Genomic DNA, 16,228 nt, shown 5'->3' on the forward strand with positions numbered 1-16,228 from the left:
TCGGGGCGCGCGGTCTGCCGACCGGCACCCACCGCCGCGCTGCGAACCGCAGGCACGTGCGGGGATAGACTGAAATCACCATGAGTTCCGACACCTCACAGCAGACGGACAGCGTCGAAGCGTCCGATTCCTCCGACGATTCCGGCACTGCCGCCGTCCTGCCGCTCCTGACCGAACCGCGCGACGGCGTCCCGCTCGTCATCGACACCCCGGAGGGCCTCGAACGGGCGGCAGCGGCACTCGCAGCGGGAACCGGGCCGGCGGGGGTCGACGCCGAGAGGGCCTCGGGATTCCGCTACGGACAGCGGGCCTTCCTCGTCCAGATCCGGCGTGAGGGCGCGGGCACCTGGCTCATCGACCCCGAACCGTTCGACGACCTGCGGATCATCGACGACGCCCTCGACGGCGTCGAGTGGATCCTCCATGCCGCCAGCCAGGACCTGCCGTGCCTCTCGGAGCTCGGCATGTGGCCGGACCGGCTCTTCGACACGGAGCTCGCGGCCCGCCTCGCCGGGCTCCCGCGCGTGGGCCTGGCCGCGGTCATCGAGTCCCAGCTCGGCTTCACCCTCGCGAAGGAGCACTCGGCCGCCGACTGGTCGCGCCGGCCGCTGCCCGAGCCGTGGCTCCGCTACGCGGCACTCGACGTCGAGGTCCTGACGGACCTCCGGGACAGGCTCGCGAAGCTCCTCGAGAGCGACGGCAAACTCGCGATCGCCGAGGAGGAGTTCGAGCACATCCGCCGGACTCCGCCCGCGGAGCCGCGCATCGACCCGTGGCGCCGCACGTCGGGGCTGCACCAGCTGCGTGACCGGCGGCAGCTGGCCGCCGTCCGGCAGATGTGGCTGGAACGCGAGGACCTCGCCCAGCGCCGCGATGTCGCGCCCGGCCGCCTGATCCCGGATTCCGCGATCGTGGCGGCTGCCAGGGCCATGCCGAACACCGTGCCCCAGCTCCTGGCGACCAGGGGATTCCATGGGCGGGCAGCCCAGAAGGAAGCACCGCGCTGGCTCAAGTGCATCAACGAGGCGAGGAAGCTCACCGAGCTCCCGCCCCTGCACGTGTCCACCAACGCCCCTCCCCCGCCGCGCATCTGGCCGGAGAAGGACCCGGAAGCAGCCTCGCGCCTGCAGACGGCACGTCCGCGGGTCGCCAACCGCGCGGAGCAGCTCGGCATGCCGGTGGAGAACCTGCTGACACCGGACTACCTGCGCCGGATCGCCTGGCGCCCGCCGGCGGAGATCTCGCTCGAGACCGTCTCGGCAGCCCTCGCCGACCTCGGCGCCCGTCCATGGCAGATCGAGCAGGTCGCGGCGATCATCACCGTGGCGTTCCTCGATCCGGATCCGCTGCCCGTGAAGGGCCGGCGGGAGGAGCAGCAGACCGGCCAGGAGACGCCCGAGGGCTGAGCGGAGGCGACTCGGGAGGTCCGCTTGCACGCTATGTTACCCACCAGTAACATAAGCGCGGACCAACAACTCGAAGAGGAGCACAAGGTGAGCCCAGAAACCGGGACCGCGCCCACGCGGAGCGCGTCACGAGCAGTCCGAGACGTCGTCTTCGTCGACGGGGTGCGGACCCCCTTCGGGAAGGCGGGGAACAAGGGCATCTACGCGGGCCTGCGCGCCGACGACCTCGTGGTCAAGTGCATCCGCGACCTCCTCCGGCGCAATCCGTCCCTGCCGCCCGAGCGCGTGGACGACGTCGCCATCGCCGCCACCACCCAGACGGGCGACCAGGGCCTCACGATCGGCCGCACCGCCGCCCTCCTCGCAGGCCTCCCCCGTACGGTTCCCGGGTTCGCGATCGACCGCATGTGTGCGGGCGCCATGACCGCCGTGACCACGACCGCCTCGGGCATCGCCTTCGGCGCGTACGACGTCGTGATCGCCGGCGGCGTCGAGCACATGGGCAACCACCCCATGGGAGCGGACGCCGACCCGAATCCGCGCTTCATGTCCGAGCGCATCGTCGATCCGGCGGCACTGAACATGGGCAACACGGCGGAGAACCTGCACGATCGCTTCCCGGCCATCACGAAGGACCGCGCGGATGCATATGCCGTGCGCAGCCAGCAGAAACTCGCCGCAGCCTACGACGCCGGGCAGATCCAGCCCGACCTCGTCCCGGTCGCGGGCAGGAAGGCGGGCTCGGGCTGGACCCTGAACACCGTCGACGAGCCGCCGCGTCACGGCACCACCGTCGAGGACCTCGCCGCCCTGCGCACACCCTTCCGCGCCCACGGCCGGGTCACTGCAGGAAACGCGGCGGGACTCAACGACGGCGCCACCGCGGCCCTCCTCGCATCGGCGGACGCCGCGGCCGAGCTGGGGCTGCCCACCCGCATGCGCCTGGTCGCCTACGCCTTCGCCGGCGTCGAACCCGAGGTCATGGGCATCGGCCCGGTCCCGGCCACCGAGAAGGCACTGCGGCAGGCGGGCCTGGAGATCGGCGATATCGGACTCTTCGAGATCAACGAGGCGTTCGCCGTCCAGGTCCTGAGCTTCCTCGACCACTTCGGCATCGACGACGACGACCCGCGCGTGAACCGCTACGGCGGGGCGATCGCCGTCGGGCACCCCCTCGCCTCCTCCGGCGTCCGCCTGATGAACCAGCTCGCCCGCCAGTTCGAGGAGGACCCGTCGGTCCGCTACGGCATGACCACCATGTGCATCGGCCTCGGCATGGGCGCCACCGTCATCTGGGAGAATCCCCACCACGAGCACTACGGACAGGATGCAGCATGAGCTTCGAACGCTACGACGAACTGGCCGGGCTCGTCCCCGCCGAGATCGTCACCCACTCCTACGTCCAGGACGTCACCCTTCCCGCGGGTGCCGGTGTCCTCGCGCTGATCACGCTCGACAACGACCTCGAGTCCACGAAGCCCACGACCCTGGGACCGAACACCCTCATCGAGTTCGGGCGGACCCTCGAGGGCCTGAAGGCGCGGGCGGGGCGCGGTGAGATCGTCGGCGTCGGCGTCACGGGCAAGCCCTACTTCCTCGTCGCGGGCGCCGACCTCAGCACCGTCAAGAGCGTGAAGTCGGAGCACCTGGGCCGCCTCATGGCCGAACTCGGCCACGAGGCCTACGACCTCCTCGCGGACCTGGGCGTGCCGAGCTTCGCCTTCATCAACGGCGTCGCCCTCGGTGGCGGTCTCGAGATCGCCCTCGCCGCGAACTACCGCACGGTGTCCTCGGGAGCGAACGGCATCGGCCTGCCCGAGGCGTTCATCGGGCTCGTCCCGGGCTGGGGCGGCGTCTACCGCCTGCCCCGGCTCATCGGCCCCGCCAACGCGGTGAAGGTCATGATCGAGAACCCGCTCAGCAACAATCGCAGCCTCGACGGGCGGGCCGCCTACGAGCTCGGCATCGCAGATGCGCTCTTCGAGCCCGCCGACTACCTCGAGCAGTCGCTGCTGTGGGCTGCGCGGGTGATCCGCGGCGGAGCGGCCGCAGACGCCGTCGAGCAGCGCCGCGCCGAACGCGCGCAGTACGACGACGCCGCGTGGAGGGGTGCCGTCGCGGCCGGCCGCGACTTCGTCGAGGCGAAGACGTCGAACGCCGCGCCTGCGCCGTCGCGCGTGCTGGACCTGCTGGAGGCCGGGCTGACACTGTCCCGGAAGGAGTCCGCCGAGGCCGAGTGCACCGCGCTGGCCGAACTGATGCAGACGCCCGAATTCCATGCCACGGTCTACGCCTTCCTCGATCTCGTCCAGAAGCGCGGGAAGCGCCCCGCCGGAGCGCCGGACAAGAAGCTCGCGCGCCCCGTGTCCAAGGTCGGTGTCGTCGGGGCGGGGCTCATGGCGAGCCAGCTCGCGCTCCTGTTCGCCCGACAGCTCAAGGTGCCGGTGGTCCTGACCGACATCGACCAGGGCCGCGTGGACAAGGGCGTCGGCTACGTGCACGCCGAGGTCGACAAGCTGCTCGGCAGGAAGCGGTTGAGCCAGGACGCGGCCAACAGGACCAAGGCGCTCGTGACCGGATCGGTGTCGAAGGACGTCTTCGCCGACGCCGACTTCGTGATCGAGGCGGTCTTCGAGGAGATGTCCGTCAAGAAGCAGGTCTTCGCGGAGGTGGAGGCCGTCGTCTCCCCCGAGTGCATCCTCGCGACCAACACGTCCTCGCTGTCCGTGGCCGAGATGGCCGCCGACTTGGCGCACCCGGAGCGCGTGGTCGGCTTCCACTTCTTCAACCCCGTCGCCGCGATGCCGCTGCTGGAGGTCGTGCGCGCTCCGAAGACCGACGACGCCGTGCTCGCGACCGCCTTCGTGCTCGCGAAGGGCCTGAAGAAGAACGCAGTGCTGGTGCAGGATGCTCCGGCCTTCGTCGTGAACCGGATCCTGGGCCGCATGTTCGGGGAGATCACCGCCGTCTTCGATGAGGGCACCGACGCGGCGACCGCCGACAACGCCCTGCGCCCCATGGGCATGCCCATGACGCCGTTCAGGCTCCTCGCGCTCGTGGGGCTGCCCGTCGGCCAGCACGTGCAGGAGTCGCTGCACGCGGCGTTCGGCGACCGCTTCCATGTGTCGGCGAACCAGCAGAAGCTGATCGACGCCGGCATCAAGGGTCTGTGGGAGAAGCAGGAGGACGGCAGCTACGCCGTCCCGGACTCCACGCTGGCGCTCCTGGACCGCGGCAGCAGCCCGTCCTCGGCCGAGGAGGTCCTGCGCCGTACGCAGGACGCCCTGGCGGACGAGATCGGGCGCATGCTGGCCGAGGGCGTCGTCGCGGCGCCCGAGGACATCGACCTCTGCATGATCATGGGAGCGGGCTGGCCCCTGCACCTCGGCGGCATCACCCCCTACCTCGACCGCGTCGGGGCGTCCGAGCGCGTCAACGGGAAGACCTTCCACCAGGCATGATGCCCGAGCGGGCGCCGGAGGCTTCCGTGCGCCCGCTCCACCTCGTTCGTCTGATCCAGGGGTGCTCGGTCATGGCTCGTCCACTGAGCCGACCACGGGGGCCCAGACCCTCACACACCGTTCTTCTGACAGTCCCCGGGCAGGATCAGGTCTGCGGTCACACATCGGTCAATTCACCAGTGGCTCTCCATCCCGGACGGATGTGACAACGTCGAGGATCGCTTGGGTCGTCACGCTTGCGTCATTCTTGTCCGCGATGAGCGATTCGTGGGTGGCCGTCTTGACGGTGAGATGCAGGTTGTTCGTTGACAGGGCCGCCAGTTTCTCCTCTGAAGCGAGGTGCTTGCTGTCACTGCCGGTGCCGGCTGTCAAGACGATGAGCGGCTTGGTGCCGAAGTCGGTCAGTGCTGCAGCTTCCTGCATCGAGGCATTCCCCTGGACATACTCGTCGAGCGTGCTGCGAAGGTTGTTCGAGGTCGCTATGTTGGCGCGGACTTCGTCCCGAGAGGTAGGCGGGAGACTGTCCAGATCTTCGAACGGCGAGTAGAGGCGCGACAGCCCTACCCGACCCGAGGTCGACATCAACGTCGAGATCCGGCCCATGACGGAGTAATCACCCACGCTGCTCGCCGCCGGTGCCTCCGGGTCCCCTGCCGGTGGCGATTGAGGCGCGGTGGAGTCTATCAGCACCATGCCCACGACCTCGTCGGGGTAGCGGGCGGCGAACGTGAGTACGTAGAGGCCGCCGAAGGAATGACCGGCCAACACGTACGGCCCAGGGACGTTCCCATCGTGCAACAGAGTATGGAGTTCCGTGGTTATCTGTGACGCATCCTGCGTAGCGTCAGCCGGATCGCTCCAGCCTTTGCCGGCGCGGTCGTAGATACAGACACGGGTATCACGGGCGACGGCGGGCCTGATCCACCCATGGTTCGAGGACATTTCTCCTGCGCCGGGTTGGAGCACGACGGTGGGACTGCCCGAGCCGGCGCAGTACAGGTGGAGGCTATGGCCGCCGACATCAATCAGCTCACCTGGCATCGGGTGGGCACTGGCATCTGCCGCGAGTGCGACGGTCTGGTAGCCGCCACCGATCGATAGAAGTGCCAAGACGGCCATCACCGGGTAGAGCAGCCAGCCTCTACTCCTACTATCGAGTCGTCGTCGAGCGTGAATGAACATCCAGATCACCAACGCAAGCAGCGAGGGAGGCCATATCCAGCTGAGCACCCCGTCGACCGAGGAGCCGAACACCACCAGAAGAAGACCGCTTATACCGAAGAACGCAGCCGGAGCGAAGGCCCAGCGCTGTGGCTGGTTCGTGAACCTGATGGAGAGAAACGCCAACATCGCCCAGCCCACGGCGAATCCACATAGCACTGCACCGGTCACCTCGCTCTCCTGCGCCCGGATGAAGGGGGTGGCGACAAGGAGCAGAGCAGCAAGGAGTCCCGCGGTCAAAGAACCGACCACGGTCCACCCGATATGCCATTTCTTCACATCCTCGCTAGGTGATCGATCAGGGCCGTCGCGGTGAGATGCGGAGGTGGGAACTGGGGTTTCTGGTGTGTTGGCCACGATGGGCTCGATTCATAGGCGGTGGGCGGTGCGTGCTCCGAGGAGTGAAAAGGACGCTGGAAGCGGCCGGGACCGTTGAAGGCGCCTTGGTAGGGCAGGTGGGCCGGGCCCTGGCGGTCCTGGCTGTGGGCATCGATGGGGTTCCGGCGTGATGCGCGGCGCGCCAGGAATGCATTGGCACGGGAGGCCGCGAGCGAAGGACAGGAGGGATCAAATTTCTCCTATCCGCTCAAGCGGGTGCTGGTTTGGCGGGGGTGTCCGTCACCGGCGCGGGTGGCACGGAGCTACTCGTCCGCTGGTCGGACCAGAGGGAGTAGCCGAGCCAGATCAGGGCGAGGCCCATGGGCACCGCAGCCATCCGTTCAAGCGTGTGGGGCAGGATCGCACCGGCTACTGGTGTCACTGCGGCAGCAACGATCAGGAGGATCCCTGCTCCACGGGAAAGCACACGGGCGCGAATGACGGCCACACCGAACAGGAGCGCGCCACCTACGTAGAGCAGGCCCCCGATGCTGGGAAGCGCGGCCAGCGGCCCCAGATCCGAGACGGGATCATACCGGCCGAACAATCCGACGATATCCGTCGACACCTGTGGTGCGTCAGCGACGAAAAGAGGGGCGATGAAGGCTTCGGCGAAATTGAAGGCTGCTTGCAGGACGAAGAATATTCCGAACAGCGCGTACCCGATGAAACCAGGCACTCCGGATCGGCGTACCTCCCTGAGATAGATGCCGGTGATTCCGATGAGGGCCAGGATCGCCTCGACGAAACTCAAGACGTGGACCACCGCCCACTGCGGCGTCGACAGCGAAGCGACGACATCGGCAGGGTGGACGAACTGGATGAGAATATACAAGAGACCCGCGAGGACTGCGGAAGCTGCGGCCAAGCGCGTAAGGGTGAGCGTCGTGATCCTCATGGTGGGTTCTCCTAGGGGTGGACCACGGGCAGTAACCTGCCCTGATGTGTTGCAGAACCTCCACCATCCTCCGCCGCCGCCTGCCTGAGCAGGGCCCTTCGGCACCTCTCTGCGGCAGGTCCCCCGCGGCCTGCTGGTGCAACGAATTACACGCGATGCCGGACCCGGACGGACCCCTGGCCGTACGTGTGCTGTGCCTTCCGTCATGGTTTAGGTCGGCTGGGCGCGGACGGCTGCACGGTCCGGGCTGGTGGCCATGGTCGCCGACGGTGCGGTGCGGGGCCAGGTCCAGGCGTACCGCAGGATGAGGGCGAGAACGATCACCTCCAGTACGACGCCGAGACCGTAGAAGTACGTCCAGGACTCGCCCACCGCGTTGAATGCCGCGAAGGGGACCTGTACCGAAGCCACGGTGAGGTTCGTGATGCGGTTCGCCCGGGCGGGCAGCGTCATGGACAGCACGATCATGAAGATCGGGATTGCCATGAGCGCGAGGAAGGCGGTCAGCAACGCCTGGCTGATGTCGAACTTCCAGACGACGCCGACGAGGATGTCATCGACGACGCCGGGCTTGAAGAAGGCGAGGATGTCCACGTAGACGTACAGGAACATGAAGCTCGTCCACGCTGCGGCGAGCTTGGCTTTCACAGGGATCCGCTGGTCTTCAAATGTGGTGGTGGCTTGACGTGTTCTCATGCTGGGCTCCGTTGTGGTGGGTGAGGGTCGATAGGTCCACGATCGCTGGGCCCGGCGGCGGGCGCATCGGCCCGGAGGCCGGAGTTCACCTGGCCGATGGCATGGTCTTTCTCTCGTGCTTTCGGCTGATCCGCGGCTGCCGCGCTGGCCCTACGCTGGACGGATGGTGACGAAGGCGCTGCGCTCGTTGTGGGCTGAGCCTCGACCGGCGAACCCCCCGCGGCGGGTGTGGCGCGACGGGGCGCTCATCGCGGTACTCCTGACGTGGTCCGTCCTGGAGGCGGTGCTCCGCGACGACCTGACGTCACGCCCGCTGGCACTCGCCGCGGTGTTCGTGGTCCTTGCTCCCCTGTGGTGGCGCCGCACCCGCCCCCTGGTGGCGGTCGTGATCTCCTTCGGCACACTGACGGCTGTGGACGTCGCGAGGATCCTCGCAGGTGAGGACGCCGGTCTGCTGACGAGCATCTCGGGCGTGCTCGTCCTGGCCTACGCGCTGTTCCGGTGGGGAGCCGGCCGCGAGGCCGCGACCGGCCTGGGGGTCATCCTGGTCTGGCTGGTCGTCACCCACCTCGCCGACCCGACCAGCCCGGCAGACACGGTGGCTGCGTACGCCTTCTTCCTGTTCGCCGCAGCCTCGGGTGCTGCAATCCGCTACCACGCGTACGCGCGCACCCGCGATATCGACGAAGCCACAGCTCGGGAGCGCGAGCAGCTGGCCCGTGACCTCCATGACACTGTTGCCCACCACGTCTCCGGCATCGCCATCCAGGCCCAGGCCGGACGTGCCGTCGCAGCATCACACCCCGAGCGGGCCAGTGAGGTCCTCGCTGTCATCGAGGACGCGGCCTCGCGAACGCTGACCGAGTTGCGCACCATGGTCGGCGTCCTTCGCGCCACCGAGGTGGCGGACTTCGCGCCGAGCCCGGGCGTGGCTGACCTCAAGCGACTCGCCGGTCGAGCCGAGGGAGAGCCGCAGGTCGATGTGGAGCTGTCAGGTGAGCTCGACGATCTCAGCCCCGCTGTCGGGGCCGCGCTCTACCGTCTGGCCCAGGAGTCGGTGACGAACGCGCGACGGCACGCCCGCTGCGCGACGCGGGTAGCCGTGCGTGTCGTGGGTGACGCCGACCGGGTGCAGCTGACGGTCGACGACGATGGCGCCGTCAGCACGGCCGACGGCAGCGCGTCGGGCTACGGCCTGGCCGGTATTCAGGAACGCGCCAAGCTGCTGGGCGGCACGTTCCAGGCCGGCCCGAGCGCAGGCGGTGGCTGGCGGGTGGAGGCGATGCTGCCCCGAGCGGGCGCTCCCCGATGACCATCCGGGTGCTCATCGCCGACGATCAGGACATCGTGCGCACCGGCCTGACGATGCTGCTGAACGCCCAGCCCGACATCGAGGTCGTGGGCGCCGCGACCGATGGGCGACAGGCAGTCGGACTGGCGCGTCGACTGCACCCGGACGTGTGCCTGTTCGACATCCGCATGCCCCTGATGGACGGCATCGAAGCCACGCGCCAGCTCGCCGGACCCGAGGTCGCCGACCCCCTGCCGATCGTCGTGATCACCACCTTCGACCTCGACGAGTACGTCCACGGGGCATTGAAGGCCGGCGCCCGGGGGTTCCTGCTCAAGGACGCCGGACCTGTGCTGCTGACCCAGGCGATCCACGCTGCAGCCGATGGCGATGCTCTGATCGCTCCCAGCGTCACCGTCCGCCTCCTTGCGGCATTCGCCGGATCGCAGAAGAAACCATCCGCGCAGCCGATAGAACCGCTCACCTCCCGTGAGGAGCAAGTGCTCCTCACGGTGGCGCAGGGCCGAACCAACGGTGAGATCGCCGCCGATCTCCACGTCAGTCCCAGCACCGTCAAGACCCATCTGGCCAGCCTGATGCGCAAGCTCGGCGCGCGTAATCGGGTCGAGCTCGCCATGTGGGCTCACGAGACCGGCCGCACCTGAGGTTGGAGCGGGATCCGAGGTTCTGCACGTGCACGCCCTCGGCAGCAACGAGGTCCCTGACGGCTCGGATCCCCCTCGGACACCGAAGGCGTTCGCAGGCCGGGTCCCCCTGTTCCGCCACGTGCCGCACCTACCGACCAGCAGGTACTGGCCTCGAGCGGCTGCGGATCAGTGAACACGTCCGTGCACTGAACCGGTGGCCGGAGGGCCTTTGGCTCCTGGGTAGTGCCTGTCAGCCGGGGAGGCCGGCGATCCGGCGGAGCGCGCCCAGGTGTTGCGTGTAGGCGTCCTTCCCTGCGTCGGTGAGCGATAGCCACGTACGGGCCTGGCGGCCGACCCGGCCCTTCTCGACGCCTACGTAACCGGCGCCCTCCAGCAGCGCTACCTGCTTGGACAGGGTGGGCGCGGTGATTTCCACACTGTCCCGCACCGCGGCGAATTCGGCCTTCTCCAACCCGTGGAGTGCGGCGACGATCGAGAAGCGGACCGGGTGGGTGAGCAGGTCATCGAGGCTGTGGCGCGGGTGCTGGCCGGCGGTCATGCCCGTCGCTCACGGATCGAGCCGACGAGCATCGGCAGGGCGACGACGACGGCGGCCGGAACCCAGTAGCCAGGGTTGCCGTACTCGTCGCCGCCCGCGGCGATGGCCACCGCGTAGAACGCGAAGCCGAGCGCCCAGTACGGCGCAATGCGGGTGCTCGTCCCCGGCAGGTGCGCGGTGCGACGGCGAGCCCAGCGGCTCATGAGCACGGCGAGCACGCCCCAGGCCAGGAAGACCGCGGCGCCCAGCAGCTTGGACTCGACAAGACCCACGGCCAACGTGACCAGCCCCATGCCGGTACCGAAGATCAGGAGCTTGGTGCCGGCCCAGCGCGCGCGGTGCCGTAGCCGCTGGGCGGAGGAGGTGGCACCGATCAGTGCGGCACGGGCGTCATCGGGGGTGAGGTCTCTATCCATGCAGACCACTCTCGCACCTAGTTACCGTTATGGCAACTAGGTGCAGGAATGTCACCTACGGCCATTCGCTCAATTCCTCGCGCACTGGAGCGGCTGCAGGAGAACAGGACTTTGGGCCCTTCTGACCGGTTCCGCGGGTCATCAGACTTGACGCATCAGAGTCGGCCACCTCCCCGGGGCGCGGCATGGTGACACAGTCAACAGGAGTAGAGCAATGAATGTTTTGGAGAATATCTGGGATGTCTTCTGGCTGTTTTTCTGGTTCTTTGCGATGTTCGCCTATCTGATCGTCCTCTTCCAGGTCGTCATCGATCTCTTCCGGGATCGGAGTATCAGTGGATGGGCGAAGGCGCTGTGGGTGATCTTCCTCGTCTTCCTCCCGTTCCTGACTGTCGTGGCCTACCTCCTGAGCCGTGGTTCGGGAATGGTCGGCCGCGAGGCTGCGCGTGCCGGAGCTGCACAGGAGGCGGCGGAGGACTACATCCGCGGTCTGTCGGCACCAAGCTCGGCCGAGGAGATCGCGAGGGCGAAGACGCTTCTGGACTCAGGCACCATCTCCGGGCCGGAGTTCACAGTACTGAAGGACCGGGCGCTCGCCGGCAAAGCATGAAGCCGGCCCGACGACGACGACGACGAAGACGCTTTGAAGCGATCAACTGGGCGCCCGATCGTTCTTCGGGAGCCGGCGCGAACCATTACCTGTTGCGGACCCTAACGAATTGAGGAAAGGAATCGTCATGACCGGGCAGAACGAAGTCAAAGGCAGGAACACAGCGAGGCCGCAGAAGCGTCGGCTCACCGGTCAGCAGATCACGGCAATCATCCTTGCCGCCGTGGCCGTGATCTTCATCGCGCAGAACAGGGAGGTGGCAAGTATCTCGTTGTTGTTCCTCAGCGTGTCCCTTCCCTTGTGGGTCACTCTCGCAGTGGCCACCGCCGTCGGTGTCGCCGTTGGCTGGCTACTCCACCGCCGGTCGGTCTAGCTCACCGTCCGTGGTCACTACATCCAGGTGCGGCCGATCGGAGTCCGGCAGCGCCGGGCTCCGATCATTCTGAAGGGCGCCCTCCGGAGAATCCCAGCCTCCACACGACCGGGGAGTTCCGGCCCTGAAGACGACCTTCCGTAGCAGGGACTGCTGGTGCCGGGTCGTTGCATCCGACGCTTGGCGCCACGGACGGTGACGGGTGCTTCCCCGGCGCGACCGTCACCGGCCAGGACCCCCGCTATGTCCCCGACCCAGGGAGCGGTCCTGGAGGTGAAGACGAGCGGCTCAAGAAGCACGCGATCCAGCAGCCGTCCGGAGCCTTCAGCGCCGGTCCCGCGCCGCTCACGACGACGGGCTGATCGGCCCACCAGAGGAGGAGACGCTGTGAATCCCGACGACAGCTCACGGAACGGCACGACCCGCACGGTGACGGCGCACCTGCCGGAGGTGACCTCGCCCGAGCCCGGGCGGATCCCTACCCTCTTCGGGATGGGCCTCCGGGTGACGGCCGGGGTCCTCGTGGCGATCCTCCTGGCCTCCGTGCTGTTCTCCCTGCGCTCGATCGTCATGTCCCTCGGCGCCGCACTGTTCCTCGCACTCGGCCTCAATCCGCTCGTCCGCCGGCTGTGCCGCGCACGGATGGGTCGGGGCGGAGCCGTGGCCATGATCGGAGTCGCTGTCGCCCTCTTGACCGCGAGCCTGGTCTCCCTCGTCGTCCCGTTCGTCGTCACGCAGGTGACGGCCCTGATCCAGACACTGCCGGCGGCGATAAGGGGAATGACGGGGGAGGAGTGGTTCCAGCGCTTCGACGACCTGACGGGCGGAGCCCTGGTCACTGCTCTGGGATCCGTGGATCAGGTGCTCGTTCGCCCGGATGTCCTGGCGAACATCGCCAGCGGCGTGGTGGGCGCTGGCATCGGAGCAGGGAACGTCGTCTCGTCCATCATCTTCATCGCCATCCTCACCCTCTACTTCCTCGCCGGACTGCCACGCATCAAGCATGGCCTCTACGCCCTCCTCCCGGCGTCCCGACGCAGGACCACGGTGTACCTCACGGAGAAGATCGCCGATTCCGTCGGAAAGTACCTGAGCGGGATGGTGGTCCTCGCACTCCTGAATGCGACCTTCAGCTTCATCCTGCTCACTCTCACCGGGGTGCCGTTCGCCGCGCTCATCTCGATCGCGGCGTTCTTCGTCACGCTGATCCCCCTCATCGGAACCATCCTCACGACCGTCGTCATGACCGTCGCAGCCCTCCTCCATTCCCTCTTGGCGGCCATCATCGTCCTGGTGGCCATGCTCATTTACATGCAAGTCGAGGCGTATCTCCTGACGCCACGCGTGATGAGCAAGGCAGTCCAGGTGCCGGGCGCGTGGGTGCTGATCGCGGCAACTGCAGGCGGCGCGCTGCTAGGCCTGCCGGGAGCCCTCGTCGCCATCCCGACCGCCGCAGCATGCCTGCTGCTCGTCGACACCCTCGTGGTCCCGCTGCGTCGGGCTCAGTGAGCTGAACTGTCCCGGCCTTTTCCCTGCATCGTGGGTCCGGACCCATCGCACCGTGGGATCCGTCCGCCAGGCAGGGGGATACCCCCAGGGCCAGGTGGAACGCCCCCGAAGCATGCGCCCGGCGCTGCTGCCTCCACCACCGAAGACCCGACCCGGCCGGCCACAGCCCTCCTGACCGGATCCGCGCCCGGCATGGCCGCACGTGAACCTGGGCCGTCTCGACGTCACCAGACGGCCAGACGCCAGGCCCCGGCCCTCGTGCCCCGATCGAGAAATAGACATCCGTTCGCGTGTCCCCGCAGTCGCGCCTCCGAGCCTGTCCGGATCTCCGATGCATCCGCAGAACGAAGCGCGTAGGGGTAGCGGGTCATTCGCCTAGGGGCCGGCCTCCGGGTCTTCCATCAGATGCGTGGTGATCTGCACGAAGTCACGATCGAATCCTTCCCGCTCGTAGCGGGCGGTCTTGTGGTTCCAGTGATCCTCCTCGAGCTGCGGCAGGAATGCGCTCAGCGCGAGGCGAATGTAGAGTCCGCGGCTGCGTCCCGTGTGCTCGGCCAGCGCGTCGATCCGTTTGATGATGTCCGGTGGCAGTCGCACGGAGACGACCTGCCCGGACGGGTGCGGGTGCTGTCTGCTGGTTGGCACGTCTGCCCCTCCCTGTCAGTGGTAAACAAGGTGTACACCTGACCGCTGACACTGTTGACCAGAGGTGGCGCCGAGGAACTGGAAGACCAACGCCGGCATCGGGACTTTTGACCCTAGGTAGGCAGGTGACGGGCACCGAGGCTGGACTCATGTTCACTCTTCGCACCCTCGGCGGTATCGCCCTGTTGATGGCCGGCAGCAGCTGGCTCTGGGTCACTCCCACCTTCGCCACCCGGGGCGTGAATACCTCCGGGATCCTGTGGGGCATCACGATGGTGCTCTCCCTGGTGACCGTGCTCGGCTTCTGCGTAGCCACGTGGGCCCTGTTCGCACAGTGGAGTTGGTGGGAATACGCAGCACTCGGTTCAGCGGGGCTGGGGCTTCTCACCCTCGTGCCCTATTGGTTCGCCGCCGTCGGCGGAGGCGAGTCGACCGGGACCACCGCGTGGAATGCTTTCGTGCACGTACTGATGGTGAGCGTCGTGGCGGTCCTGCTGATGATTCCTCCGCTGGAGCGGTGGGTCGACCAGCAGGTCATGGTCAGCTGAAGGAAGGCCAATGCGGGCACATGGCACCGCCCACGACCCCGAAAGGAGCACACCGTGCTCACTCATCTCACCCTTCACCGGTCCCTGTGGGCCATCACCGGCGTCCTGACACTCGTCGCCGCAGCGGCAGGGCTGTGGCGTCCCGCAGTGTACGGCGGCGTCGTCGGCGAGGAGCTCATCCCAGGGGCCTTCTCACAGGACCTGCTCTCCGTGGCTGCCGCGCTGGGTCTCCTGTACCTGGCGATCACGGCTCACGGTGGCCGGGTGAAACGCCAGATCGTGGCTCTGGGGCTCCTGGGGTTCCTGTTCTACGCATACGGGATCTACGTCATCGAGCGCGCTTACAACGAGCTGTACCTCGCGTACATGGCGGTTTTCACCCTGGCCCTCTGGGCGCTGGTCTGCGCCGGAGCCCACCTCCGCCGTGACCTCCCCCAACCTTCCCTGCCGAAAGCGGTTCGGTTGGTGTCAGCTTCCGGCGCCATGCTGCAACCCCTCGTCTTCTACCCTCTCTGGATAGGGATGCTCCTGCCCCTGATGCGCACCGGAGAGCAGATCGACTCCCTCTACTCGATCTTCATCCTGGACCTGTGCTTCATCATGCCCGCCTTCCTGATCCTCGCCGTCCTGTCCTACAGGTCGCACGGGATCGGGCTGCTTCTGCTGCCGGCCATCCACGTTCTGGGCTTCACCCTCATCTTCTCCCTGGCCGTGGGCGAGCTGGTCAAACCACTGTTCGATGCCGTACCGAACCCCAGCGCATTCTGGACGGACCTCGGGCTGTCCATGCTCTTCCTGGTCCTGGGCACCCTGCACCTGACCACGATGCGCATCAACGCAACCAGAACGGTGCCCGTGAGCGAGGACAGCGGCGCAGTCGAAGCGGACACGTGGGCCTGATTCAGACGCCGTGCGCACACTGACCTTCGCCCTGAACGCGAGCGTGGACGGTTATGTCGCCGCGCCCGGTGACGACCTCGGCTGGAGCGTACCGAGCGACGAGCTGTTCCACTGGTGGTCCGACCGGGTGGGGGCGACGGGCCTGGCTCTGTACGGTCGCAGGCTGTGGGACACGATGAGCTCCCATTGGCCGACCGCCGACCAGCAGCCTGGCGCTACACCGGCGCGCATCGAGTACGCCCGCCGCTGGCGGGCCATGCCGAAGGTGGTGTTCTCCTCCAGCACCAGCACGGTCGACTGGAATACCCGCCTGGTCACCGGCGACGCCGTCGCCGAGATCAGCAGGCTCAAGGCCGACGACGACGGCGCCATGGACATCGGCGGCGCCACGCTCGCTGCAGCGGCCATGCGGGCCGGGCTGATCGACGAGTACGTGATCGTCACCCATCCGGTCCTGGTGGGCGGCGGCACGCCGTTCTTCACAGCCCTCGACAACGGGGTGAACCTGTCCCTGGAGGAGACCCGGACGTTTCCCGGCGGGGTGGTCCTGACCAGGTACGGGACCAGTCGCTGAGCGTCGACATCGGCGGTGGACCAGGGTTCGGACATTCTGTTGCACATCGCACCGATTCGACCGCTTGGGCCATTGGTCTCACCACCGTGGGGCTGG

At 67.6% G+C, this 16,228-nt stretch carries 17 protein-coding genes; 11 read left to right on the top strand and 6 right to left on the bottom strand.

The window, feature by feature from the left end:
* Positions 1–80 precede the first annotated feature (80 nt).
* The 3 genes from ACIQCY_RS09515 to ACIQCY_RS09525 all read left to right on the top strand — a co-directional run bounded on the left by ACIQCY_RS09515 (position 81) and on the right by ACIQCY_RS09525 (position 4,867).
* Positions 81–1,406, top strand: a complete 1,326-nt coding sequence (locus ACIQCY_RS09515; RefSeq protein WP_400483654.1) for an HRDC domain-containing protein — start codon at positions 81–83, stop codon at positions 1,404–1,406.
* An 87-nt stretch (positions 1,407–1,493) separates the two neighbouring features.
* Entirely contained in the window at positions 1,494–2,744 is a 1,251-nt protein-coding gene (locus ACIQCY_RS09520) for a thiolase family protein (protein ID WP_400483655.1), read from the top strand.
* Positions 2,741–4,867: a 3-hydroxyacyl-CoA dehydrogenase NAD-binding domain-containing protein gene (locus ACIQCY_RS09525; protein ID WP_400483656.1), complete on the top strand. Its 2,127-nt coding sequence runs from the start codon at positions 2,741–2,743 to the stop codon at positions 4,865–4,867. The genes ACIQCY_RS09520 and ACIQCY_RS09525 overlap by 4 nt, the downstream gene beginning before the upstream one ends.
* Positions 4,868–5,035: 168 nt before the next feature.
* On the opposite strand, the gene ACIQCY_RS09530 is transcribed toward ACIQCY_RS09525, so the two are convergent.
* The 3 genes from ACIQCY_RS09530 to ACIQCY_RS09540 form a co-directional block, all read right to left on the bottom strand.
* The gene (locus ACIQCY_RS09530) at positions 5,036–6,367 is read right to left on the bottom strand and encodes an alpha/beta fold hydrolase (RefSeq protein WP_400483657.1); all 1,332 of its coding nucleotides are present in this window, start codon (positions 6,365–6,367) and stop codon (positions 5,036–5,038) included.
* A 307-nt stretch (positions 6,368–6,674) separates the two neighbouring features.
* Entirely contained in the window at positions 6,675–7,364 is a 690-nt protein-coding gene (locus tag ACIQCY_RS09535; RefSeq protein WP_400483658.1) for a hypothetical protein, read from the bottom strand.
* A 210-nt stretch (positions 7,365–7,574) separates the two neighbouring features.
* Positions 7,575–8,060 carry a DUF6326 family protein gene (locus tag ACIQCY_RS09540; RefSeq protein WP_400483659.1) on the bottom strand — a complete coding sequence of 162 codons (486 nt, stop codon included), beginning with the start codon at positions 8,058–8,060 and terminating at the stop codon, positions 7,575–7,577.
* A 163-nt stretch (positions 8,061–8,223) separates the two neighbouring features.
* Between ACIQCY_RS09540 and ACIQCY_RS09545 the strand changes: the two genes are divergently transcribed.
* Both ACIQCY_RS09545 and ACIQCY_RS09550 read left to right on the top strand, forming a co-directional pair.
* Entirely contained in the window at positions 8,224–9,372 is a 1,149-nt protein-coding gene (locus ACIQCY_RS09545; protein ID WP_400483660.1) for a sensor histidine kinase, read from the top strand.
* Positions 9,369–10,016 (top strand): response regulator, encoded by a 648-nt coding sequence (locus ACIQCY_RS09550; protein ID WP_400483661.1) that lies wholly within the window; start codon positions 9,369–9,371, stop codon positions 10,014–10,016. The genes ACIQCY_RS09545 and ACIQCY_RS09550 overlap by 4 nt, the downstream gene beginning before the upstream one ends.
* A gap of 232 nt (positions 10,017–10,248) precedes the next feature.
* Here the strand turns inward: ACIQCY_RS09550 and ACIQCY_RS09555 are convergent, their stop codons facing one another.
* Together ACIQCY_RS09555 and ACIQCY_RS09560 are read right to left on the bottom strand one after the other, a co-directional pair.
* A complete protein-coding gene (locus ACIQCY_RS09555; protein WP_400483662.1) occupies positions 10,249–10,557 on the bottom strand; it encodes a transcriptional regulator in 309 nt (102 codons plus the stop codon).
* Positions 10,554–10,973 (bottom strand): hypothetical protein, encoded by a 420-nt coding sequence (locus ACIQCY_RS09560; protein WP_400483663.1) that lies wholly within the window; start codon positions 10,971–10,973, stop codon positions 10,554–10,556. Before ACIQCY_RS09560 ends, ACIQCY_RS09555 begins: the two co-directional genes overlap by 4 nt.
* Before the next feature lie 214 nt (positions 10,974–11,187).
* On the opposite strand from ACIQCY_RS09560, the gene ACIQCY_RS09565 reads away from it, so the two are divergent.
* The 3 genes from ACIQCY_RS09565 (at position 11,188) to ACIQCY_RS09575 (ending at position 13,465) form a co-directional block, all read left to right on the top strand.
* Entirely contained in the window at positions 11,188–11,583 is a 396-nt protein-coding gene (locus ACIQCY_RS09565) for a PLDc N-terminal domain-containing protein (RefSeq protein WP_400483664.1), read from the top strand.
* A gap of 127 nt (positions 11,584–11,710) precedes the next feature.
* A complete protein-coding gene (locus tag ACIQCY_RS09570) occupies positions 11,711–11,956 on the top strand; it encodes a hypothetical protein (protein ID WP_400483665.1) in 246 nt (81 codons plus the stop codon).
* 387 nt (positions 11,957–12,343) lie between these two features.
* Positions 12,344–13,465, top strand: a complete 1,122-nt coding sequence (locus ACIQCY_RS09575) for an AI-2E family transporter (protein WP_400483666.1) — start codon at positions 12,344–12,346, stop codon at positions 13,463–13,465.
* Positions 13,466–13,840: 375 nt separating this feature from the next.
* On the opposite strand, the gene ACIQCY_RS09580 is transcribed toward ACIQCY_RS09575, so the two are convergent.
* Positions 13,841–14,110, bottom strand: a complete 270-nt coding sequence (locus ACIQCY_RS09580) for a ribbon-helix-helix protein, CopG family (RefSeq protein ID WP_400483667.1) — start codon at positions 14,108–14,110, stop codon at positions 13,841–13,843.
* A 149-nt stretch (positions 14,111–14,259) separates the two neighbouring features.
* On the opposite strand from ACIQCY_RS09580, the gene ACIQCY_RS09585 reads away from it, so the two are divergent.
* Genes ACIQCY_RS09585 through ACIQCY_RS09595 form a run of 3 tightly spaced genes read left to right on the top strand, consistent with a single transcriptional unit; the run spans position 14,260 to position 16,132 of the window.
* A complete protein-coding gene (locus ACIQCY_RS09585; RefSeq protein WP_400483668.1) occupies positions 14,260–14,658 on the top strand; it encodes a hypothetical protein in 399 nt (132 codons plus the stop codon).
* Positions 14,659–14,712: 54 nt separating this feature from the next.
* Positions 14,713–15,558, top strand: coding sequence for a hypothetical protein (locus ACIQCY_RS09590; RefSeq protein ID WP_400483669.1), 846 nt, complete (start codon positions 14,713–14,715; stop codon positions 15,556–15,558).
* A gap of 10 nt (positions 15,559–15,568) precedes the next feature.
* A complete protein-coding gene (locus tag ACIQCY_RS09595) occupies positions 15,569–16,132 on the top strand; it encodes a dihydrofolate reductase family protein (protein WP_400483670.1) in 564 nt (187 codons plus the stop codon).
* Positions 16,133–16,228: the final 96 nt, after the last annotated feature.

Source organism: Arthrobacter sp. NPDC092385 (assembly GCF_044755105.1).
Taxonomy (GTDB): Bacteria; Actinomycetota; Actinomycetes; order Actinomycetales; family Micrococcaceae; genus Arthrobacter_D.